Consider the following 22492-nt stretch of genomic DNA (forward strand, 5'->3'; position numbering starts at 1 on the left):
CCGACATCCGACATCCGACATCCGACATCCGACATCCGACATCCGACATCCAACTCTATTTCGTATGCAGCTGGTGCATGGCCTGGTTCCACTCGCCTTTAACGGCTAGTGGCAGGGCGCTTATGGCTTTGTCGATGGCTTCATCAATCAGTTGTTGTTCGTCGCGGCCGGCGCGTTTGAGTACGTGGCCGGTTACTTTTGAGGCGTGGCCCGGGTGGCCAATGCCAATGCGCAGGCGCGCGAAGTTTTTGTTGTTGCCTAGTCGTGCGATGGTATCGCGCAGCCCATTGTGTCCACCGTGACCGCCGCCAATTTTTAAACGAGCGACGCCGGGCTCAAGATCGAGCTCATCGTGAGCGAGCAGTATGGCTTCGGGTTCGATTTTATAAAACTGTGCCAGGGCAGCTACAGCCTGACCGCTGCGATTCATAAAGGTGGTGGGGTTGAGCAGATGAACCTGACGGTTGCCGAGCAGTATGCGCGCGGTTTCGCCAAAGAATTTCTTGTCGGGGGAGAGGCTGGTGCCCGCCTGGCGAGCCAGTTCAGACACCAGATCGGCGCCGGCGTTATGGCGGGTTCTATCGTATTCTGCTCCGGGGTTGCCGAGGCCAACGATAAGCTGAACCGGTGTATCCATAACGCCGCGCCTGTAAGCTTGGGAACGAACAGCTTATTCGCTGTCGCCTTCGCCTTCTTCTGCTTCAGACTCAGAGTCTTCGCTAACGCCTTTAGGCTTGTTCACAGTCACAACGGGCTGGTCGTGATCGGAACCGAGAGCCAACTCAACAGAGGAGACACCTTTAGGCAGTTTCAGATCAGAGATGTGCACCACTTGACCCAGTTCAACGTCGAGTAAATCTACTTCGATGAACTCAGGCAAGTCGGCTGGCAGACAGCTAACTTCCAGCTGTACCATGTTGTGAACAATCTTACCGCCTTGCATTTTAACGCCTTTACAGGCTTCTTCGTTTAAGAAGTGCAGCGGTACGCTGGTGTTCAGTTTCTTAGTTTTCAATACACGCATAAAGTCTGCGTGAATGATTTGTGGCTTGGCTGGGTGACGCTGCAAGTCTTTCAGGATAACGTCTTCAGATTTCTCACCAATCTTCAAAGAGATGATGTGTGAGTAAAACGCTTCGTTTTCCAGTTGCTTCAGCAGGTCTTTTTGAACCAGGCTGATGTTTACAGGCTTTTTGTTGCCGCCGTAAACAATGGCAGGTACTTCGCCAGCCAGACGACGCAGGCGGCGGCTCGCACCTTTCCCTGTGTCCTCACGGCTTGTTGCATTCAATACAAAATCTTCACTCATTGTGAAATTCCTCTGTGTAAACCATACAGGTCCGCGACCAGAACACTATATGGGATAGTTAACACTGCAACCCTATGTTGCAGGTTTATCCTGAGCCTCCGCCTAGCGGAACATCGCACTCAGAGATTCTTCGTTGCTCAAACGGCGCACCGCTTCAGCTAACATTCTTGACAGGGTCAACACACGAACACGTTCGCAGTTTGACGCCGCTTCGCTCAGGGGGATGGAGTCGGTAATGACCAGTTCATCCAATACTGAGTTGTTTAAATTCTCGATCGCCTTGCCCGACAGCACCGGGTGGGTAGCGTAGGCCACCACTTTTTTAGCGCCTTGCGCTTTAAGTGCCGCCGCGGCGTTACACAAGGTGCCGGCGGTATCGACCATGTCGTCCACCAGCAAGCAGGTGCGGTCTTCGATTTCACCGATAATATTCATCACTTCGGCCACATTGGCGGTGGGGCGACGTTTATCGATGATGGCCAGATCAACACCCAGTTGTTTGGCCACGGCGCGGGCGCGAACCACACCGCCGATGTCCGGCGATACCACCACCAGATCTTCAAACTGTTGCGACTCGATGTCCTCCAGCAATACTGGTGAGCCGTAGACGTTGTCCACGGGTACATCGAAGAAGCCCTGAATCTGCTCTGCGTGCAGATCGACCGTAAGCAAGCGGTCAATGCCGGCGCCTACCATCATGTCTGCAACGACCTTCGCGGTAATAGGCACCCGGGCCGAACGCACCCGGCGGTCTTGCCGCGCGTAACCGAAGTAGGGCACCACCGCGGTAATACGGCCGGCCGATGCGCGCCTTAAGGCGTCGACCATAACGATCAACTCAATCAGGTTGTCGTTGGTCGGAGCGCAAGTGGGCTGCACAACGAAGACGTCACGACCTCGAACGTTAACGTTTAGCTCTACCGCGACCTCGCCGTCACTGAATTGGGAGACGGAAACGTCGCCCAGCGTCATGCCCAGATGATCGACAACTTTTTGTGCGAGCTCTGGGTTGGCATTGCCGGTAAAGACCATCAAGTCCGTCACGTCAGGTACCCTTCTGTTTGTTCATGTTCTTTCGTTTTTATCCGCCAAACGCAGATAAAACAACAGCACTGCGCGTTCGCACAGTGCTGCGTATGATAACCCGGCGCTGGGGCCAGAGCGAATTCGCGAAGGGAAAATCCTCTTTGGGAGGAGGGCCCTCAACGCAGAGGTTTAAGTCCTCAAGCTCTAGCGTGGCAAGCTAGCCGTCGGGGTACCGAGGAAAATGGCTGGGGTGGAAGGATTCGAACCTTCGCATGACGGGATCAAAACCCGCTGCCTTACCGCTTGGCTACACCCCAGTAGTATCATTCAGGAAGATGTTCAAACAGTGCGGAGCGGGAAACGCCCTTGGCGACAAATCCGGGTAAGTTGTCCGGTGCCTGCGCTAACACGGCGCGGGCTTCGCCTTCACTGTTGAACGGAGCAAACACACAGGCCCCTGTTCCTGTCATTCTCGCATTGTCGTTAAATTTCTTCAACCAAATCAGTGCGTTATCAACTTCTGGATAAAGCTTTCTGACCAGAGGTTCACAGTCATTTCGTGTACCCCCCTGCGAGAAGGCCGCTACTTTAATGGGGCGTGTGTCTCTTGTCAAATCTTTATGTGAAAAAACTGTTGCAGTGCTTACATGACAGTCAGGTTGGACAACGGTAAACCACTTTGGCGGCAAATCCAGCGCGGTTAATTGCTCTCCGACGCCTTCGGCCCAGGCCGAACATGCGTTGATAAACACCGGTACATCGGCGCCGAGGCTAAGTCCAAGGCTCATGAGCGAGGGTTTGTCTATATTAAGCTGCCACAGTTGGTTGAGGGCGACCAAGGTCGTTGCCGCGTCGCTGCTGCCACCGCCAATGCCGCCGCCCATCGGCAGTACCTTGTCGAGCTGAATATCGGCACCGAGTCGACGGCTATTACCGCTTGCCTGGGCGGCTGCCTGCAGTGCGCGGGCGGCACGAACAATAAGGTTATCGCTGTAGTTCACACCCGTTAGATTGCTGGATAAATTTAGCTGACCGTCTGCGCGCGCTCGGAAAGTTAGCGTGTCGCCGTAATCGAGTAACTGAAAGATCGTTTGCAATTGGTGGTAGCCGTCATTGCGACGCCCTGTGATATGCAAAAATAAGTTCAGTTTGGCGGGTGCGAGCAACACCAGAGGGTCAGTCACGATCCAACTCCCACTGATGAATCGCGAGGACAACACGGATGCCGTCATCGGTATTTACTGGGCGCTCGGCGCGAACGTAACCCGGCAAGAGCAGGCCGTCGACCCATTGATGGCGCTTGATCTGCAGTGTCCAGCCCGCTTGTTGAAACTGCTCAAGTGCTCCTGCGGCGGTATAACTTTGCTGGTCGACGGCATGGTCGGGCGCGGGAACACCACGCACCCAGTAACTGAGTAATCCAACCGGCAGTTGCCAACCGGTGGCTTGATACAATAGGGTTTCGGCATCGCGTGCGATAAGGGGCGGTTCACCGCTTTGGGTGAGTGTGACTTGCTGCTCGCTGCCCTCTATGACCACCCGGCCCGTGCCCAGTGGTCCGGCCAGGCTCAGATGAAACTCCGACCCATGTTGGCGCCAGCTAAGCCGCGCCGAGCCGTTATCATCGGGCAGACGTATACCGAGCTTGCCCTCTAGTTGCCAGTTATCCAGTTGTTGCAGGCGCGGCAGCTGCTCGCTGTAGTCGACGTCTAAAAGCTTAGGTGGGACCTGGGCGCAGTGAGTGAGCGCCAGCAGTGCGAGCGCAAAACTGACCAGGCGCCAATTAATGCCGGGCGATATATAGCGGTGGGCTTTACTGATTGTCATGAATTATTGCGGGTCCGGCTCTGCCAGCGCGTCACGCGGTACATCGAGACGCTCCAGAGTTTCCAAAATATAAGGGCTTTCAGGGTGCAGTTCGAGCCCCTGACTCCAAATGCTTTTGGCCTCATCACGTTGACTGTTGACCCACAGGGCTTCGCCTAAGTGCGCCGCTATTTCATGGTCCGGGTAAATATGAATGGCCTTGCGCAAATAGCGGATGGCAATTTCCAGATTGCCCAAACGATAGTGCACCCAGCCCAGACTGTCGATTGTTGCGGGGTCGTCAGGCTGCAGCTCCAGGGCTTGTTTTATAAGCTCGTAGGCCTCGCTGTAACGCTCGGTATTTTCGGTCAGAATATAGCCCAGTGCATTGAGCGCGGTAGCGTTGTTCGGATCGTATTCAACAATGGTGCGCAAGTCTTGTTCTGCCAGCTCGTGATTGCCAAGTTGCTCATGCAACATAGCGCGCGAGTAGAGTAGGTCGCTGTTTTGCGGCTCCGCGGTCAAGGGCTCGTTTAACACCTTCAGTGCTTCGTCGGGCCGCTCAGCCTCTATAAGTCGTTGCTGGTAAATCAGAGTGAGTTGGTCGCGCTGTTCGTCCGGAACATAGTTCAACATGCGTTGGTAGTGGTTGGCTGCGCTCGCGGCTTGACCCTGAGCCAGGTAGATTGCCAGTATTTGCGCGTTGGCGGCGGCAAACTCGTCGCCGAGTCTGACCCGCGAATACTGTTTAAGCGCTTCATCGGGCTGGTCGCGACTTTCGGCTAACTTACCGAGGAAGAAGTGCGCCGCATTGCTGTCTTTGCCCAACTCAAGAAGCGCGTAATAGCTGCGCTCGGCGGTGAGTAAGTCACCACGTTGCTCGGCGACCAGCGCCAGTGCATGCAGCATATCGGCATCTTGCGGGTTGGTATCGACCAACTGCTGAAACTCGCTCTGGGCGGTTTCTAGGTCGGTGAAGGTGAGCAGGCGCGCGTACTGCAGGCGCAGCCGGGTGTTGTCGGGATCACTGGCCAGCTTGCCTTCGATGAGCGCTAAGGCCTCTGCGTTGCGTTTTTGTTGGTGCATCAGTCCCGAGGCCAATACCAGCGCATGAGTGTTGTTTGGCTCCAGCGCCAGCGCCTGATTTGCCAGCGCCAACGCTTGTTCGGGGCGCTGTTGCTGTTGCAATAATAGTCCTGTGCCGATGAGCAGCGAAATATTTGTGGGTTCCTCGGTGAGCAACAACTGGTATTGCTCGAGCAGTTGTTCGCGTTGGGTATCGGTTACCTGCTGGGCGTTGGCAGCAATGCTTTGATACAAACTGCCGCTATCGCGGGTGGTGCCCCGCTTGGTAATGTTAAAGGCCTCCATTAATCGGTCGGCCTCTATGAGCGCCAAGATGGCGGAGGCCTGTGCATCCTGATTGTCGGGTGCGGCTTCGGCCCAAATGGCTGCCGTGCGCTGGGCCGTCTCTTTATCGCCTAAATAACGGGCAATGCGAAAGGCGCGCTCTGCGACTTTCGGGTCTCGGGTTTGCTCCGCTTGCTGGGCGTAATTGGCCAGGGCGACATCGAAGCGGCCGCGGCTGCCGGCTATCTCGGCACTCAATAGCGCGTAGAAAGTGTCGCTGGTAAACGGGCGAGGCGGCAGCTCTGGCGGCTCGACAGGCTCCGCTTTAACCACAGGTTCTTCGACAGGAGGTTCAATAATGGCCTGCTGTACACAACCGGTCAGTGCAATGGCGACTAAGGCCGCACCGACCTTTAAAACTGCTTTCATTTGGCGATCCTAAATCAGGTACCCTGCGGGGGAATGTCAGTCATAGTAAAATGCCACTTGTCAGCGGCCTTGCCTAGCTGGACAATGACGCCCCTATTAACGGTACTAGTACACTCTTGCATGACATTATTGGCTTTTGGGATCAATCATACAACCGCTCCTCTCGCAATTCGAGAGCGGGTAGCCTTTGCCCCCGACGCCATGAATGCCGCCCTGCAGGGGGCCCGCGGTCAAACCGGTGCCAGCGAGGCGGCCATATTATCAACCTGTAACCGCACCGAAATATACCTGGAGTCAGAGCAGCAAGCCGAGCAGGTACTGAGTTGGCTGGTGGCTCATTCCGATGTTTCGGAAGCTGAATTAGTGGATTGTCACTACCTTTTACGCGGCGACGACGCTTTGCGACACATGATGAAAGTCGCCGGCGGTCTCGATTCTCTGGTGTTAGGCGAACCGCAAATTCTGGGGCAGATGAAGTCTGCGTACGCCATGGCGCGCGAGGCCGGAACCGTCGGCGCTAGTCTGCATGCGGCTTTTCAGCAAGTGTTTGCCGTGGCCAAACAGGTGCGCAGTCAAACCGGTATTGGTGAGAATCCGGTATCCGTTGCCTATACCGCCGTGACGTTGGCGCAGCAGATCTTTTCTGATCTCAAGCAGGATACAGCGTTATTGGTGGGTGCTGGCGAGACAATTGAGCTGGTGGCGCAGCATTTGAGCGAGCAGGGCATTCAGCACATTGTTGTCGCTAACCGCACGCTGGATCGGGCCCAGGCTTTGGCCGGCCGCCATCGCGGCGAAGCGATTTTGTTGTCGGAGATACCGGAGCATTTGCACCGGGCCGATATTGTGATTTCCTCCACGGCGAGTCAGCTGCCACTACTGGGTAAGGGCGCGGTGGAGTCAGCGCTAAAAGTGCGCAAACACAAGCCCATGTTTATGCTGGATATTGCGGTGCCGCGCGATATTGAGGCCGAGGTGGGTGATCTGGCCGATGTTTATCTCTATACCGTTGATGACTTGCAAGTGGTCATTGACCAAAACCTTAAAAGCCGGCAGGAAGCGGCAGACCGCGCCTTAAATATTATTGAAGGCGGGGTGGAAAACTTCCGCCGTGAACAGCGTGCGCTGGATGCGGTAGACACCATTCGGGCTTACCGCGCTAAGGCCGAACAGTTGCGAGAACAAGAGCTACTAAAAGCGCTGAATCAGCTGCAAGGCGGAGCGGAACCGGAAAAGGTATTAAACCAATTGGCTCGCAACTTAACCAATAAATTGTTACACGCACCGACTACCGCATTGCGCGAAGCCAGTGCTAAAGGCGAATACGACACGCTGCGATTGGCGCACGATCTGTTTGCCATCACCCAAGACGATATTGAACGCAGCGAGAACGAATGAAAGCTTCTATTTTAGAAAAACTCGACAAGCTTAGTGAGCGCAACGAAGAAGTCAGTGCACTTTTGTCCGATGGCGACGTTATTACCAATCAGGACAAGTTTCGTGAGTTGTCAAAGGAATACGCTGAGCTTGAGCCGGTTATGGCGACTTATCAGCGCTATCGTACTGTGCTCGAGGATGTTGAAGAAGCGCGCTCTATGCTCGACGAAGGCGATGCCGAAATGGTTGAAATGGCCCGCGAAGAAATCGACAGTGGTGAGGCCGAAAAAGAGGCGTTGGAGGTAGAACTACAGAAGCTATTGCTACCGAAAGATCCCAACGATGATAAAAACGTGTTTCTGGAAATTCGCGCGGGCACGGGAGGCGATGAAGCCGCCATCTTCTCCGGCGATTTGTTTCGTATGTATTCACGCTACTGTGAGCAGCGCGGCTGGAATATTGAAGTGCTCAGTGAAAATGCCGGTGAACACGGCGGCTATAAAGAACTGATTACCCGTATCAGTGGCACCAATGTGTATTCTCAGCTTAAGTTTGAATCGGGCGCTCACCGTGTGCAGCGTGTCCCCGAGACTGAGTCGCAGGGGCGCATCCACACATCGGCGTGTACCGTTGCAGTAATGCCCGAGGCGGATGAGCTGGAAGAGGTGAATATCAACAAGAATGATATTCGTGTCGATACTTTTCGCGCCTCGGGGGCCGGTGGTCAGCACGTTAACAAAACCGACTCGGCTATTCGCATTACGCACATCCCATCTGGTGTTGTCGTGGAGTGTCAGGACGAGCGCTCGCAGCATAAGAACCGGGCTCGGGCTATGTCGCTCTTGGCCGCTAAACTAAAAAGCTCGCAGGAAGAGTCCGCCGCCGCCAGCATTGCCGAAGAGCGGCGCTCACTGGTGGGCAGCGGTGACCGCTCTGAGCGTATTCGCACTTACAACTACCCGCAAGGGCGTGTGACCGATCATCGCATTAATTTGACTTTGTATAAGCTCGATGAAGTAATGCAGGGTGCACTCAATGAAGTCATTGGGCCCTTGACGCAAGAGTATCAAGCCGATCAATTGGCGGCTTTGGCAGATTAATTCGTGCGTATCGATCAAGCGCTCAAACAGGCCGTGCAAACACTGCGAGACAGTGACAGCGCGCGCCTGGATGCCGAAGTACTGCTAAGTGACGTGCTCGATAAAAACCGCGCGTATTTATACACCTGGCCTGAGCGTGAGCTCTCGGGGCGCGACGCAGAATTGTTTGATAAGCTGATTGCCCGTCGCGCTGAGGGTGAGCCGGTTGCCTATATAACTCAAGTGCAAGAGTTTTGGTCTTTGCCGCTAAAAACTCATCGTTACACCTTGATCCCACGACCTGAAACCGAGCTGCTGGTGGAGCAGGCGCTGCTGCTACCTTTAGGTAGAACCGCGCACGTGCTTGATTTGGGTACAGGCACGGGCGCTATTGCCCTGGCACTTGCCGCTGAGCGTCCCGACTGGCAGATCAGTGCGGTGGATCGTATTGCTGAAAGCGTTGCGCTTGCGCGCGAGAATGCGGCGCACCTAAAGCTGAACATCAACGTTTATCAAAGCGACTGGTTTGACTGCGTGCCTAATGCGAGCCAGTTCGGATTGATTGTCAGTAACCCGCCATACATTGACGCAACTGACGAACATCTGGCGCAGGGCGATGTACGCTTTGAGCCAAAATCGGCGTTGGTGGCCAGCGAACAAGGGTTGGCGGATATTCGCCGAATCAGCGAGCAGGCGCTGGCTTATTTACAGCCGGGTGGGTTCTTAATGTTTGAGCACGGATGGCAACAAGCCGCCGCGGTACGTGAATTAATGCAATGTTTAGGGTATTTGGATGTGCGCAGTGTAAATGATTTGGCTGGCATTGAACGAATGACCATGGGGCAAAAAGCGTTGTGAAAGAATTAACCGATTCACAACTGTTGCGCTATTCCCGCCAGATTATGCTGCCGCAGATGGATGTGGTAGGGCAGGAGAGATTGCTCAATGCCACCGCACTGGTATTGGGGGTGGGTGGGCTAGGCTCGCCGGTCGCGCTGTATTTAGCCAGTGCCGGGGTTGGCCGGCTGATTTTGGTGGATGACGATGATGTCGAACTTTCCAATTTGCAGCGGCAAATTGCGCATTCCTGTGCAGCTATTGGTCAGCCTAAAGTTGAGTCCGCCGCGGCAAGTGTGCATAGGCTCAATCCAGACGTGCAGTTAGAATTAATCGGTGAGCGGCCGTCAGCGGCGAAACTACAGCAGCTGGTCGATAGCGCTGATGTCGTCGTGGATTGCTCGGATAATTTCAGTACTCGCTTTCAGCTCAATGAATGCTGCGTTACAGCGCTTACCCCACTGGTGTCGGGCGCGGCGATTCGGCTGGAGGGGCAGGTCAGTGTTTTTGATTCACGCCAACCCGAGGCACCATGCTATCGCTGTTTATATCAGCCACAGCCGGATGAAAGCCTCAGTTGTTCAGCCAGTGGTGTTTTGGCACCACTGGTGGGCACAATCGGTTCCGTTCAGGCGCTGGAAGCGGTAAAGTTACTGACAGGTATAGGGCAGCCCTTGGTGGGGCGCGTCCAGTTTTATGATGCACTAAGCAGTAGCTGGCGCGAAATGCGGCTACCCAAAGATCCACAGTGTCCGGTTTGTGGCGACAGCGCGAGTTAGATGGATTGCGCACAAAAGGACAAATAACAAAAATTAAAATTAAGCAGGGATAAACATGCAAGAACAACCAACCTACAAAATTGTGTTGCTTGGCGCTCGCGCCGGCGTGATCGACGTGCAGGCGCAGGCGGGCTTCGCCAAGCTTTTCAAACTTCCCCCTGATAAAGTTGAAAAAATCTTCTCGGAACGGCGCCGGGTATTAAAAACGGGCCTAAGCCAGGATCAGGCCAATAAATACGTGGAGCGATTATCTGAGGTCGGTGTCGCCTGTGAAATAGTAGAGGAAGTGCCAGAGCCGGTTGCGCCGCCTGAAACGGCAGCCAGTGCGATTGAAACCGACGCGGAAGGTACGCCGCCCCCACCGCAAACTAATGCGCACGATGCACAGGACGATGGCGAAGCGCGCGAGGTCGCGTTCGAATTTACCGGTGATGGCTTTGAGTATTTTAAGATCTGGATCGTCAATATTTTGCTATCCATTGTGACATTGGGTATTTATTCGGCCTGGGCCAAAGTGCGCAACAAACAGTATTTTTATGGCAATACGTATTTGGATGACGCCAGCTTTGAATACAGTGCGGACCCAATTAAAATTTTAATTGGTCGTGCTATCGCTTTTGTGTTTTTGGTTTTTTACACCGTTAGCGGGCAAATCTCCATTGTGGTTGGTTTAATAACGGGCTTATTGTTTATGGTGGCGGTGCCCTGGGTTATTTGTAAGTCTATGCGGTTCAACGCTCGCTACTCTAGTTATCGCAATGTACGCTTCACGTTTAACGGTCGCTTGGGCGATGCGGCGCTGGCGTTTATCCTCTGGCCGATTCTGGGCATGCTGACCATCGGTATATTGATTCCCTATGCGATATTTCAGCAAAAAAAGTTTATTTATGCCAATCATGGCTATGGCACACAACAATTCGAGTTTAGTGCCACAGCGGGCCAATATTATGTCGCCATTTTGCTGGCGATTGCGATCTATGTGGGAGCCGCTATTACATTGCTAATCCCTTTTATCGGCCCGCTCATTGCCCTGGTAATTTACTTGTATGGTTTCGCTTACATCGTTACCGCATTGGCAAATATTAACTACAATGCGATAACGCTTGGCAATCACGCGCTCAGTGCCAATTGGGATGCCAAAGAGTATTTAATTCTCGTCGCGGTCAATTCCCTGTTAACGGTGCTGACTTTGGGATTGTTTATTCCCTGGGCCAAGGTGCGCACGGCCCGGTATAAAGCTCGCTTCACGCAGGCGGTGTTTGTCGGTAATTTCGATACCATGGTTGAGCATGAGAAGGAGGCGGTTAACGCTTTGGCGGAATCTGTGGGTGATCTGTTCGATATTGAAATCGGCTTTTAACGGAGTCAGTGGTGTCTATTCACGGTAAGTGGTATAGCGGCTCGAGTGCACAGCCGACCGAGGCCCTGCTCAGTGTCTCGGATGATGGCCAGCTGCGTGTCACGGCGCAGTCTGATGGGCGTGTGTTGGCGCAAGAGCTGGCTGCTGTCGCCGCAATTTCGTCGCGTTTGGGCAATACCGCACGCTTTATCAAGTTTGACAGTGGCGCTTCGTTTGAAACCCGTGACAATGAGCAAGTCGATGCGATACAAAAGCAGTGGCAGGGCGGACGCAAAGGCCTTCTGCACGCACTGGAGTCGCACATGGGGCTGGTTGTGGCGTCTGCGGTCATTGTGGCTGCGCTCATGTGGGGTGGCGCGATTTGGGGGGTTCCCGCTGCCTCTAAAGCCATTGCGTATAAGTTGCCGCAAGACTCGCTGGACACGGTTGCCGAAGAAACCCTGGCCATTCTGGATAGAATACATTTTGCCCCCAGTGAACTTAGCGATGTGCGCAAAGCCGAGTTGCATAAACATTTTGCACCAGTGTTAGCCGAGTATCCGCAGTTACCTTTAACCGTCATTTTTCGCCATGGTGGTGAAATTGGGGCCAATGCTTTTGCCTTGCCCAATGGCACCATGATTTTTACCGACGAAATGGTTGAGCTGGCGCACTCTGACGATGAGCTCGTGGCTGTGCTCGCCCATGAAATTGGCCACGTTGCCTTGCGCCACAGTATGCGCGCAGCCATTGCCAATACAATACTGGGGTTTGTTTATGTGACACTAGTCGGTGACGGTACGGCGTTAAGTGATTTGATGATCGGTTTACCAGTGGCGCTGACGACCTTTTCTTATTCTCGCAGCCATGAGACTGAGGCCGACGAGTTCTCCGCCGCCTACCTGGATCGCTCCAATATAGATCGCACACGATTCATTGACCTTATGCACAGGCTTGGAGAAACTGCTGCCTGCACACGCCTGATCGAAGACTCCAAAGAGTACGACCTGGAATCTTTGAACGACGACGAAAGGTTGGAGGTGTGTGAGGCCTTGGCGAGCGATCATTCCGATGATAGCGCCAGTATGTGGTTGGGGTATTTATCCACGCATCCCGATCTGGAAGAGCGCCTTGAAGCGTTCCGTGCTCAACAGTAGGCGTCTCTGAGCCAGTATCCCGGGCACTCTGCGCTTCGCCCGTCAGGGGCGAGCCCCGGCCCCCAATTCTCTGCAAACCAAGGGCTCCGGGGGCTGGCTCAGAGGTTCAAGCGCATTACTGACCGAAAAAGGATGTTTTCAGCTCGTCGTGTTGCGCCGCTTTTAGGCGAGGTCCGTACTGGGTGACGACTTTAGTCGCGGCCAGATTGGCAAACCTGCCGGCGCGCTCCATTGTTTCGCCTTGGCTTAGCGCATAGAGGAATGCGCCTGCGTACATATCGCCGGCACCGTTAGTGTCTATCGCGGTGGCCTTAGCGGTAGGAATTTCCATCAGGTTTTCCCCGTCAAACACCAATGAACCGGCCGCGCCCATTGTAATAGCGAAGGTTTTGGCAATAGGCTTTAGGGCCGCAATGGCCGCTTCAATGTTTTCGGTTTGGGTGAAACCCAGCGCTTCATCGCGATTGCAGAACAGTAGGTCAACGCCATCGCCGAGCATTTCGGCTAATCCATCTTTGAAAAATTGCACCATGGCAGGGTCTGACAGGCTCAGGGCGACTTTGGTATCGCGGCTCTGCGCCAGTTCTCGCAACTTAATGGCCGCCGCGCGGCCAGTGTCGGAGCTGACCAAATAGCCTTCGATATAAGCCCACTTAGAGGCGGCGATAGCGCTCTCGTCCAACTCAGCCGTGGAGACAGTGGCACTGATACCGAGGTAAGTGTTCATGGTTCGCTCGGCGTCTGGGGTAATCATCACCAGACACTTGCCGGTTATACCCTCATCGCTACCCACATGCTTGGGATAGCATACTTTAGCGTCTTCGATATCGTTGAGATAAAACTCGCCGTTGTCGTCATTGGCGACTTTACAGGAGTAGAAGTTGTGACAGCCGAAGTAACCGGCGGCAATAATAGTGTTGGCACCTGAACCGCCGCTGGCGCGCTGTGACGCCACCAAATGATCCTTCAGATAGTCAATCAACTGATGTTGACGCTCCTCATCGACCAAGGTCATTACGCCTTTATCCACGCCCATGGCTGTTAAGTCTTCATCGGTGACGGTTATCTCGGTGTCGACCAATGCCGCGCCAATGCCGTAAATGTCGTATTGCTGTGCCATAGATTGCCTCGTGAACGGAACGGTGCGAGTGGGTTGGAATCTCGCTCACAGGTTCCTTGTAATTGGGCGCACATTATGCAAAATAACCGCGCCCTAATCAAAGCTGGTATTCTGACCCCTATGACCAAACGCCGTACCCGCCCAACCAAGCGCAGCCGCAATAAGAACACCAGCCGCAGTAAACACAGCCGCTCACTGTTCAAGCTTCTGATTCTCTACAGCTTCTGTATAGCGTTTGTGGCCGTTGGATTGTGGGTGTTGTATCTCGATCATGTGGTGCGCGATAAGTTCGACGGGAAAAAATGGGCGCTGCCCGCTCGTGTGTATGCGCGGCCTCTGGAGCTATACGAAGGCCTGCCAATTACGCCGAATCTGCTTGAGCGCGAGCTCAATGCGCTCGGCTATCGCTGGGTCGACGCTGTCAGTAAACCCGGCCAATCTAGCCGCCATGGGGCCGGCGAATACACTCGCTATCAGGTGTACACCCGTGGGTTTGACTTTTGGGATGGGCGCGACCGACCGCAGAAGTTCGAAGTGGTGCTTGGCCCCGTCGGGGTGGCGCGGTTACTGAGCGATGGCAGCGCGCTACCTCTGGCCCGGCTGGAGCCCGAACAAATCGGTGGTATATACCCTACGCAAAAAGAAGATCGTCTGTTAGTGCAGTTGAAGGATTTACCGCCGCTACTGGGCGAAACTCTGCTCGCTGTCGAAGACAAGAACTTTCTGAGGCATTGGGGCGTTTCACCAACCGCGATCGCCCGCGCGGCCTGGGTTAATTTTCGCTCCGGTCAGGTGGTGCAGGGCGGCAGTACGCTGACCCAACAGCTGGTGAAAAATTTCTATTTAAGCCACGAACGCAGCCTGGCCCGCAAGGCCCAGGAAGCGGCTATGTCGGTATTGCTGGAGCTGCATTACAGCAAAGCCGAAATTCTTGAAACCTACATCAATGAAGTGTTTTTAGGCCAGAGCGGTGCCAGGGCCATTCACGGCTTTGGTCTTGCCGCGCAACATTACTTTCAGGTGCCGGTATCGGAGCTCGATACCCCGAAAGTGGCCCTGTTGGTTGGGCTGGTTAAAGGTGCGTCCTATTACAACCCCTGGCGCAACCCGGAGCGGGCAAAAAAACGCCGCAATCTGGTTCTGGGCGTTATGCATCGCGAGGGTTTGATCAGTAGCGCTGAGCTCAACCGGGCACAGGCGGCGCCATTGGGAGTGGTCAAATCTGGTAGTCGTTCCCAGACCACCTACCCGGCCTTTGTGGACCTGGTAAAACGTCAGCTCGCCCGGGACTATAAAACCGAAGATCTGCAGAGTGAAGGCCTGCGTATTTTCACGACTCTCTCACCGATGGTACAACGCCAGGCCGAGGATGCCGTAGCCAAGCGTTTGGCCAATCTGGAGCAGGCCTACAACACCGAAAATTTGCAAGCGGCCATGGTGGTTACCTCGGTGGGTGCGGGCGAAGTCCTGGCCGTTGTGGGCGATAAAAATCCGCGCTACGCGGGTTTCAACCGCGCTCTGGATGCGCATCGGCAAATTGGCTCGCTGATGAAGCCACTGGTGTATTTGTCGGCACTGGAGCAGCCCGCTCGTTATCACTTAGGCACTCTGATTTCAGATGATCCGGTAACGGTCACCAGCGACGACGGGCAGTTATGGCAGCCACAGAACTATTCGCGGCAAAGCCATGGCGAGGTGCCTTTGCTGGAGGCCTTGGTGCGCTCTTACAATCAAGCGACCGCGCGGCTCGGTATGCAGCTGGGCTTGCAACAGGTGGCTTACAGTTTGGAACGAGCGGGCTTTAGCGGGCATATTCCTGCGGTGCCGGCCATGACCTTGGGCGCCGTAGACATGTCACCGATTGAAGTGGCCGGTATTTATCATACGCTCGCGGCCGAAGGCACCTATACGCCCTTGCGGGCTATTCGCGATGTGCTCACCGCAACCGGGGAACCTTTAAAGCGCTACCCGCTAACCATTGAACAGCGTTTTAGCGAAGCGGCCGCCTTTCAAATTCAGTACGCTTTGCAAGCCGTGCTGCGCGAGGGTACCGGTCGCGCTGTGTATCATCGTTTTCCGGCGGATTTACCACTGGCCGGTAAAACGGGCACCACCAACGATCAGCGCGATAGCTGGTTTGCAGGTTTTAGCGGGCAACATCTCGCGGTAAGCTGGGTTGGGCGGGACGATAATAGCCCCATGCCACTGACCGGCAGTGGTGGCGCTCTTAAGGTGTGGGCCGATTTAATGAGTCAGTTACCGACTCGTGGGGTAAACTTAACGCCACCCGAATCGGTGTCCTTTGACTGGATTGATGCCCGCACCGGTTTGCTTAGCGCTGAGGGCTGCGAAGGGGCTTTGTGGTTGCCCATGGTGACCCGCTACACTCCCAGTGCAGCGGAACCCTGTCGCTTACAGCAAAAGCAACAAGAGCGAAGCTGGTGGCATAGATTCTGGAATTAATGTTTGATTTTACGTGCAGACAGTCATGCGTTTGACGGTATTGGTAGATTTAATGAAGTGTTTAAGTAGGCAAACTACGTTTTTATGGGTGATATCTGCGTTTCTGGTGACAGGGTGCGCTACGCACGCTCCGGCGCCCGTCAGTGACGCTTCGCGTGGTCAAGTTTTGGATACCCAGGTAGATAATCCGGCGATAGATGACGCAGGCGGCTCAGCGAATCAGCCCGTTACTGCAGGGCCGGTTCCGCCAGTGACAAAAGCAGAGGAGCCCTTTGTCCTGCCCCAGGAGCGCGGCCGTCCGTCTGCGGTTGACGCACTGTTGGAGCGTTCAAGTGATGAGTATCAGCGCGGCGATTACCAGCGCTCTGTGGCAACCGCAGAAAGGGCTTTGCGTATTGACCGACGCAGTGGCGAGGTCTATTTGTTGCTGGCTCAAAACTACCATCGCCTTGGCAATCCACAACAGGCGGCACAATTTGCCCGTCAGGGGTTGCGCTATAGCAGTGACGACCGCACGCTTACCTGGCAGTTAGAGCGTCTGTTGGCGAAAGTCGATGGATAACGAGGTGGTGTGAACCTTTTTTCAAAAAGACGCTCTGAGGGTTATACTTGCAACGGTGAACGGTGAACGGTGAACGGTGAACGGTGAACGGTGAACGGTGAACGGTGAACGGTGAACGGTGAACGGTGAACGGTGAACGGTGAAGCCTCGAAGTTTTCCAATAAACACATAACGTTGAATCAAACAAATGTTGGCACGCGGGTTATTCATTACAATTTTTATTCTGCAGGGGCTGTTCAGTTCAGCCTTTGCTATGCCCGTGGTCAGTAAGTCGCAAGCAGCCATCGCCGAAAATGCTATGGCCACGAATGCTAAGGCCGAGCACGCTATGGCCAATTGTCACGGCGGGCTCAGCCCGGACTCGTCGCCAGCAATCGCAACGCAAACAGATTCCGAACAGTGTGCCGGTGTTTGTTGTTGCCCTGGTATGTGCAGCTCGGCCCCGATATTAACTTTAGAAGTATTCATTTTTCCTCATGTAAATCGCCGCGGTTTTGAGTTAGTAACCGCTCAAGCGGTTATTGCTCGCCCCTCCAGCCTTTATCGTCCCCCCAATTTAATCTGACACAGGATAGGTGCGCCTTGCGTTTAAGGGCATCGATTTGGCAGAAACCCTATTTGGGTCAAAAATTTACAAACTGTGAGCAGGTATTATGTTTGGGAAATACTTTTCGGTAGCGTTCATCGCGAGCGTTATTGGGTTGTGTGGTGGTTACTTTTTCGCCGCGCAGCTGGACGCTTCAAAAGAGAATCCATCGACAGCACCGACTCGTGCGTCGGCTGAACCACTGTATTGGGTTGCGCCCATGGATGCGACTTTTCGCCGGGACGCTCCCGGTCAGTCGCCGATGGGTATGGATTTGGTGCCGGTTTACGCGGACGATGTTGCTGCCGATGAAGCCGATGTTCAAATATCACCTTCGGTGGTGCAGCAATTGGGGGTGACCACCGCACAAGCTCGCGCCCGCGCCCTTAACCCCCAAATTAAAGCGGCAGGTTTTGTCAGTTTTAATAAGCAAACACTGGCACATTTTCACTTGCGTGCGACGGGTTGGATTTCCAACCTATCGGTCAATGCCGTGGGTGATCCAGTCGCGCCAGGGCAGAAACTGTTTGACTTCTATTCGCCGGATATTCGCAATACTCAGCAGGAATTCCTACAAGCTCTGTCCAGTGGCAATAACGGTTTAATCCGGGCTTCCAAAGCTAAGCTCGTTGCGCAAGGGGTACCGGCTTCGGAAATAGCAGATCTTGCCAAAACGCGCCAAATAAAATCGGCAATTGCTTATTACGCGCAAAGCTCCGGAGTCGTTGCGGAGCTTAATGTGGCCAACGGTAGTTATGTTTCCTTAGAGCAAAATACGCTGTCAATTGGACCATTGAGTAATGTGTGGGTGATTGCCGAAGTGTTTGAGCGCCAAGCGGGGCTTTTGTCCGGAGGGCTTAACGTGGAGATTCGATCGAGAGCGTACCCCGGGCGAAGCTGGCAAGGGACCATTGATTATGTATACCCCGTTATTAACCCAGCCAATCGCACGACGCGAGCTCGAATAGTGGTGACCAATACAGATTTAAGCTTGCGACCGAATATGTTGGCCGAAGTGTTTATCGACACGGACCGTCAAGACGTTCATTTAAGTGTGCCGGAAAACGCCGTTATACGAACGGGGCGCGGAGATAGAGTTGTGCGCGAAGTGGCGCCCGGTGTGTTTCGCTCCACAGTGGTCGCCACAGGTATTAGCGCCAACGGCTACACCGAAGTCATTGCAGGGTTAGGCAATGGCGATACAGTGGTAACCAACGCCCAGTTTTTGATTGATTCCGAATCCAGCATTCATATTGAACTAGAGCGTCTTTCGCAGCCGGCTGATAAGACAATGAATCATTCGCAAATGAATCGCTCTGAAATAGATCACGCGGCGATGGACCACAGCCAGATGAATCACTCGCAACATAAAGAAGATAATGGAGGCGAGCTGTGATTGGCCGAATAATATTTTGGTCGGTAAACAATCGGCCGCTTATTTTGTTGGCGAGTGTGGTCCTGCTGATGGTCGGCGTGTATTCACTGCAAAAAACGCCGGTGGATGCGATTCCAGATTTGTCCGATGTGCAGGTGATTGTCAAAACCCGTTACCCCGGTCAGGCGCCGCAAGTCGTACAGGATCAGGTGACCTACCCGTTGACCTCCGCCATGTTGGCTGTGCCCGGTGCGAAAACTGTGCGCGGTTTTTCTTTTTTTGGTGACTCTTTCGTTTATGTCTTGTTTGAGGAGGGCACCGATTTGTACTGGGCCCGCTCGCGGGTGTTGGAGTATCTCAATCAAGTCAGTGGGCAATTGCCGGAGACCGCGCGAACCGAGTTAGGGCCTGACGCCACAGGTGTAGGCTGGGTGTTCAACTACGCCCTGGTGGATCGCACCGGTAAGCATGACCTGGAGGCGTTAACCCGCTTACAAAACTGGTTTTTAAAATACGAATTACAGGCTGTTGCTGGCGTGTCTGAAGTGGCTACTATTGGCGGCATGGACAGACAGTATCAAGTGGAGGTAGACCCAAATCGTTTGCGCGCTTACGGCGTACCTTTGGCACAGGTGGTTACGGCCATTCGTCGAGCCAACGCTGAGGCGGGCGCCTCAGTGGTTGAAATGGCTGAAGCAGAATATATGGTTCGCACAACCGGTTACATCGAAACGCTCGCGGACTTGCAAGCGGTACCGCTGGGTGTCAGTGATGATGGGACAGCGCTTAGCTTAGATGATATTGCCGATATTAAGTTGGTGCCGACTATGCGTCGTGGTATAGCGGAACTCAATGGCGAGGGTGAAGTAGTCGGCGGTATCGTTGTCATGCGCAGTGGCGAGAATGCCGCCGGTGTTATAGCGCGGGTTAAAGATAAAATCAGTGACCTTGAGGCCAGCTTGCCGGAGGGCGTAGAAATCGTTACTACCTACGATCGCTCGCGGCTGATTTATGCGGCGGTAAAGAACCTTTATCAGAAGCTGGGTGAAGAGTTTCTGGTGGTAGTATTGGTGTGCGCCCTGTTTTTGTTTCACTTGCGCTCGGCCTTGGTGGTGTTGGTAAGTTTGCCGCTGGGCATTCTCGCCAGCTTTATCATTATGAAAGGGCAGGGTATCAATGCCAATATCATGTCACTCGGTGGTGTTGCCATTGCCATCGGTGCCATGGTCGATGGCGCCGTGGTGATGATTGAAAATCTGCACCGCCACCTTGAAGAGCACTCGGGTGAAAAACTCACCGGGGAGGCGCGCTGGCGTTTGGTGGCAAACTCCGCCGTGGAGGTAGGGCCGGCGCTGTTCTTCTCGCTGTTGATCATTACCGCGAGTTTCTTGCCGGTATTTGCTTTGGGCGCGCAGGAAGGCAAACTCTTTAGCCCATTGGCTTACACTAAAACCTACGCCATGGCCTGTGCGGCGGGGTTGGCTATTACGTTGGTGCCGGTACTCTTAGGTTATTTTGTGCGCGGTAAAATTGTGCCCGAGCGGCGCAACCCGATTAACCGTTTGTTAATCGCCAGCTACCGGCCGCTGCTTAGCTTGGTGCTGCGCTTTCCCAAACTTACCCTGCTTGCCACAGTGATCATAATGGCCGTGGGTTTGTATCCGGCCACCAAGTTAGGCAGTGAGTTTATGCCCCCGCTGGATGAAGGCGATTTAATGTATATGCCTACCACCTACGCGGGCTTGTCCATTGGCGAGGCGCGGCAAATACTGCAGCAAACCGACAAGCTGATTAAAACCATTCCTGAAGTGGCTACGGTGTTTGGCAAAATCGGCCGGGCCGATACCGCCACAGACCCGGCACCGCTGACTATGATTGAAACGGTCATTCAGTTTAAACCGCAGGACCAGTGGCGGGCGGGTGTGGATATGAAACAGATCAAGCGCGAGCTTAATCAGCGGATTAATTTTCCGGGTTTAACCAATGCCTGGGTTATGCCCATCAAAACGCGGATTGATATGCTCTCCACCGGTATTAAAACTCCGGTAGGGATCAAAATAGCGGGGCCTGATTTAAGCGTAATCAATCGCCTGGGAACCGAGCTGGAGTCTTTGCTGCAAGACGTTGAGGGAACCGCATCGGCTTATGCGGAACGGGTTGCCGGTGGCCGCTATATCAACATTGATATTCAGCGTGACCAAGCCGCTCGCTATGGTTTGAATATCGCCGATGTGCAGGCGGTAGTGCGCGCTGCCATCGGTGGTGAAATGATTACGCAAACGGTGCAGGGCGAAGCCCGTTACCCGGTCAGTATGCGCTTTCCGCAAAGCTACCGTGACTCGCCCGAGCAGATCGCGGGCCTGCCCATCGTAACGCCTACCGGTGTCACCCTGGCACTGGAGGATATCGCGGATGTAGCCGTGGAAGATGGCCCGCCGATGATCAAAAGTGAAAACGCGCGTTTAAATGGCTGGGTCTTTGTCGATACGAACACCTCAGACATTGGTGGGTTCGTTGCGCGGGCACAAGCGCACGTTGAGCAACAGCTGGAGCTGCCCCCGGGCTACTCGCTAAATTGGGGCGGGCAGTTCGAATATATGCAGCGTGCGGCCGAGCGTTTAACGCTGGTCGTGCCGATTACCTTAGCGGTCATTGTTTTGTTGCTCTACTTAAATTTCCGGCAGTTTACTCCGGTACTGATTATTTTGGTGACCTTGCCGTTCTCATTAATTGGCGGAATTGCGCTGATGAGCCTGCTCGGATTTAACTGGTCGGTTGCCGTTGCCATGGGCTTTATAGCGCTCGCAGGCGTGGCCGTTGAAATTGGAGTGTTGATGCTGGTGTATCTGGACTTGTCATACCGCGATGCTTGCCAAAAATCCGGGTCGTTAACGCCGCAACAGGTAATGGAAGCGGTGCGGGAGGGCGCTCTGCGCCGCTTGCGGCCCATTGTGATGACAGCGGCCACCCTATTTGCGGGCCTTCTGCCCATCTTGGTCAGCACCGGCTCAGGCGCACAAATTATGCAGCGCATAGCCGCACCGATGATTGGGGGGACAATAAGTACTTTATTGTTGACGTTGCTGGTGTTGCCAGCGGTTTATTTGTTGTGGCGGCGTCGGACGCTTGATGTCTGACATCAAGCTATTTTTATTTTTGCCCGGATTTCGCCGGGTCGAGTTACTTTTTACTGCAAAAAGTAACCAAAAACGTGCCCCACAACTGGCCCCTGCGGGGTTCCCTCTCTCCAGCCTATTTGAGAGGGCCGCATCTACTCGCCTTGCCCCAGGGCACCCTCTCTGCCGCTGCTCGTCATTCACCTTGTCCATGGCGAGAAGATGCTTGCGCAAACCTCCTGTTTGCTTACCCTCTCAAATAGACTTGCGTTCGGCTCAGCTGTAATGGGGCGGTGAGTACTTCGTAGCAAAGCTTTGTTTTACGTCCGACCTCGGACCTCAGACATCAGACTTTCCATTCCCATCAGACATCAGGCTATTTTTATTTTTGCCCGGATTTCGCCCGGGCGGGGCGAGTCCCTTTTCGTGACGCGACGAAAAGGAACCCGTCGCTCCTGCGCGCAGCCCAGGCTGGCCTCTCTATTGCTCCGCAATATTCACCTTCTCCATGCGCTCGCGAGAAAGCTGGCCCCGCGAGCAAAGCGAGTGCAGTGGGTCTTAGTGAATCCATTCACGTCAAGGCGCGCCCCGCAACTGGCCCTTCGACGCTAAGTGCCCGGCTAGTACGCAGAGCGTACTGTCGTTCGATTACGCACAAAGCAATGCTTCATAAGCGCTAGATCTCACCCCTCGCTCCGATTGAATTTGTAGAGTTGTATCCACAGGCCCTGCCTCAGGGCACTCTCTCTGCCGCTGCGCTCTGTTTTTCCCCAGAGCACGAC

General features: G+C 54.2%; 18 protein-coding genes and 1 tRNA gene. 11 read left to right on the forward strand and 8 right to left on the reverse strand.

The window, feature by feature from the left end; all coding sequences use genetic code 11:
* Positions 1 to 55: 55 nt before the first annotated feature.
* The 7 genes from pth to QWI17_RS09530 form a co-directional block, all read right to left on the reverse strand.
* On the reverse strand, positions 56 to 637 hold the full coding sequence (pth, locus tag QWI17_RS09500) for an aminoacyl-tRNA hydrolase (RefSeq protein WP_302722271.1): 582 nt from the start codon (positions 635 to 637) through the stop codon (positions 56 to 58).
* Positions 638 to 670: 33 nt separating this feature from the next.
* The gene (locus QWI17_RS09505) at positions 671 to 1309 is read right to left on the reverse strand and encodes a 50S ribosomal protein L25/general stress protein Ctc (protein WP_302722272.1); all 639 of its coding nucleotides are present in this window, start codon (positions 1307 to 1309) and stop codon (positions 671 to 673) included.
* A 102-nt stretch (positions 1310 to 1411) separates the two neighbouring features.
* Positions 1412 to 2341, reverse strand: a complete 930-nt coding sequence (locus QWI17_RS09510) for a ribose-phosphate pyrophosphokinase (protein ID WP_441294588.1) — start codon at positions 2339 to 2341, stop codon at positions 1412 to 1414.
* Between the two features lie 236 nt (positions 2342 to 2577).
* A tRNA-Gln gene (locus QWI17_RS09515) sits at positions 2578 to 2652 on the reverse strand.
* Between the two features lie 6 nt (positions 2653 to 2658).
* Positions 2659 to 3567, reverse strand: coding sequence for a 4-(cytidine 5'-diphospho)-2-C-methyl-D-erythritol kinase (gene ispE, locus QWI17_RS09520; protein ID WP_302722273.1), 909 nt, complete (start codon positions 3565 to 3567; stop codon positions 2659 to 2661).
* The gene (lolB, locus tag QWI17_RS09525; RefSeq protein WP_302722274.1) at positions 3512 to 4162 is read right to left on the reverse strand and encodes a lipoprotein insertase outer membrane protein LolB; all 651 of its coding nucleotides are present in this window, start codon (positions 4160 to 4162) and stop codon (positions 3512 to 3514) included. The genes ispE and lolB overlap by 56 nt, the downstream gene beginning before the upstream one ends.
* 3 nt (positions 4163 to 4165) lie before the next feature.
* Positions 4166 to 5920, reverse strand: a complete 1755-nt coding sequence (locus QWI17_RS09530) for a tetratricopeptide repeat protein (protein WP_302722275.1) — start codon at positions 5918 to 5920, stop codon at positions 4166 to 4168.
* A gap of 120 nt (positions 5921 to 6040) precedes the next feature.
* On the opposite strand from QWI17_RS09530, the gene hemA reads away from it, so the two are divergent.
* The 6 genes from hemA to QWI17_RS09560 are packed head-to-tail and all read left to right on the forward strand — an operon-like array spanning position 6041 to position 12488.
* A complete protein-coding gene (hemA, locus tag QWI17_RS09535) occupies positions 6041 to 7318 on the forward strand; it encodes a glutamyl-tRNA reductase (protein WP_302722276.1) in 1278 nt (425 codons plus the stop codon).
* Positions 7315 to 8397 carry a peptide chain release factor 1 gene (gene prfA / locus QWI17_RS09540; protein WP_302722277.1) on the forward strand — a complete coding sequence of 361 codons (1083 nt, stop codon included), beginning with the start codon at positions 7315 to 7317 and terminating at the stop codon, positions 8395 to 8397. The genes hemA and prfA overlap by 4 nt, the downstream gene beginning before the upstream one ends.
* Before the next feature lie 3 nt (positions 8398 to 8400).
* Entirely contained in the window at positions 8401 to 9234 is an 834-nt protein-coding gene (gene prmC / locus QWI17_RS09545) for a peptide chain release factor N(5)-glutamine methyltransferase (protein WP_302722278.1), read from the forward strand.
* On the forward strand, positions 9231 to 9992 hold the full coding sequence (locus QWI17_RS09550) for a HesA/MoeB/ThiF family protein (protein ID WP_302722279.1): 762 nt from the start codon (positions 9231 to 9233) through the stop codon (positions 9990 to 9992). The genes prmC and QWI17_RS09550 overlap by 4 nt, the downstream gene beginning before the upstream one ends.
* A 55-nt stretch (positions 9993 to 10047) precedes the next feature.
* The gene (locus QWI17_RS09555) at positions 10048 to 11352 is read left to right on the forward strand and encodes a YjgN family protein (RefSeq protein WP_302722280.1); all 1305 of its coding nucleotides are present in this window, start codon (positions 10048 to 10050) and stop codon (positions 11350 to 11352) included.
* Positions 11353 to 11363: 11 nt separating this feature from the next.
* Positions 11364 to 12488 (forward strand): M48 family metallopeptidase, encoded by a 1125-nt coding sequence (locus tag QWI17_RS09560; protein WP_302722281.1) that lies wholly within the window; start codon positions 11364 to 11366, stop codon positions 12486 to 12488.
* A gap of 115 nt (positions 12489 to 12603) precedes the next feature.
* On the opposite strand, the gene QWI17_RS09565 is transcribed toward QWI17_RS09560, so the two are convergent.
* Positions 12604 to 13608 carry an adenosine kinase gene (locus tag QWI17_RS09565; RefSeq protein WP_302722282.1) on the reverse strand — a complete coding sequence of 335 codons (1005 nt, stop codon included), beginning with the start codon at positions 13606 to 13608 and terminating at the stop codon, positions 12604 to 12606.
* Between the two features lie 75 nt (positions 13609 to 13683).
* Between QWI17_RS09565 and mrcB the strand changes: the two genes are divergently transcribed.
* The 5 genes from mrcB to QWI17_RS09590 all read left to right on the forward strand — a co-directional run bounded on the left by mrcB (position 13684) and on the right by QWI17_RS09590 (position 21731).
* Positions 13684 to 16071: a penicillin-binding protein 1B gene (mrcB, locus tag QWI17_RS09570; protein ID WP_302722283.1), complete on the forward strand. Its 2388-nt coding sequence runs from the start codon at positions 13684 to 13686 to the stop codon at positions 16069 to 16071.
* A gap of 25 nt (positions 16072 to 16096) precedes the next feature.
* On the forward strand, positions 16097 to 16633 hold the full coding sequence (locus QWI17_RS09575) for a tetratricopeptide repeat protein (protein WP_302722284.1): 537 nt from the start codon (positions 16097 to 16099) through the stop codon (positions 16631 to 16633).
* 187 nt (positions 16634 to 16820) lie between these two features.
* Entirely contained in the window at positions 16821 to 17198 is a 378-nt protein-coding gene (locus QWI17_RS09580; protein ID WP_302722285.1) for a hypothetical protein, read from the forward strand.
* An 88-nt stretch (positions 17199 to 17286) separates the two neighbouring features.
* Positions 17287 to 18615, forward strand: coding sequence for an efflux RND transporter periplasmic adaptor subunit (locus tag QWI17_RS09585; protein ID WP_302722286.1), 1329 nt, complete (start codon positions 17287 to 17289; stop codon positions 18613 to 18615).
* The gene (locus QWI17_RS09590; RefSeq protein ID WP_302722287.1) at positions 18612 to 21731 is read left to right on the forward strand and encodes an efflux RND transporter permease subunit; all 3120 of its coding nucleotides are present in this window, start codon (positions 18612 to 18614) and stop codon (positions 21729 to 21731) included. Before QWI17_RS09585 ends, QWI17_RS09590 begins: the two co-directional genes overlap by 4 nt.
* Positions 21732 to 22492: the final 761 nt, after the last annotated feature.

Source organism: Gilvimarinus gilvus (assembly GCF_030518155.1).
Taxonomy (GTDB): domain Bacteria; phylum Pseudomonadota; class Gammaproteobacteria; order Pseudomonadales; family Cellvibrionaceae; genus Gilvimarinus; species Gilvimarinus gilvus.

Coding starts and splice junctions, on each gene's coding strand:
- pth (WP_302722271.1), bottom strand. CDS start 637: ATGGATACACCGGTTCAGCTTATCGTTGGCCTCGGCAACCCCGGAGCA.
- QWI17_RS09505 (WP_302722272.1), bottom strand. CDS start 1,309: ATGAGTGAAGATTTTGTATTGAATGCAACAAGCCGTGAGGACACAGGG.
- QWI17_RS09510 (WP_441294588.1), bottom strand. CDS start 2,341: ATGGTCTTTACCGGCAATGCCAACCCAGAGCTCGCACAAAAAGTTGTC.
- ispE (WP_302722273.1), bottom strand. CDS start 3,567: ATGACGGCATCCGTGTTGTCCTCGCGATTCATCAGTGGGAGTTGGATC.
- lolB (WP_302722274.1), bottom strand. CDS start 4,162: ATGACAATCAGTAAAGCCCACCGCTATATATCGCCCGGCATTAATTGG.
- QWI17_RS09530 (WP_302722275.1), bottom strand. CDS start 5,920: ATGAAAGCAGTTTTAAAGGTCGGTGCGGCCTTAGTCGCCATTGCACTG.
- hemA (WP_302722276.1), top strand. CDS start 6,041: ATGACATTATTGGCTTTTGGGATCAATCATACAACCGCTCCTCTCGCA.
- prfA (WP_302722277.1), top strand. CDS start 7,315: ATGAAAGCTTCTATTTTAGAAAAACTCGACAAGCTTAGTGAGCGCAAC.
- QWI17_RS09555 (WP_302722280.1), top strand. CDS start 10,048: ATGCAAGAACAACCAACCTACAAAATTGTGTTGCTTGGCGCTCGCGCC.
- QWI17_RS09565 (WP_302722282.1), bottom strand. CDS start 13,608: ATGGCACAGCAATACGACATTTACGGCATTGGCGCGGCATTGGTCGAC.
- mrcB (WP_302722283.1), top strand. CDS start 13,684: ATGCAAAATAACCGCGCCCTAATCAAAGCTGGTATTCTGACCCCTATG.
- QWI17_RS09575 (WP_302722284.1), top strand. CDS start 16,097: ATGCGTTTGACGGTATTGGTAGATTTAATGAAGTGTTTAAGTAGGCAA.
- QWI17_RS09580 (WP_302722285.1), top strand. CDS start 16,821: ATGTTGGCACGCGGGTTATTCATTACAATTTTTATTCTGCAGGGGCTG.
- QWI17_RS09585 (WP_302722286.1), top strand. CDS start 17,287: ATGTTTGGGAAATACTTTTCGGTAGCGTTCATCGCGAGCGTTATTGGG.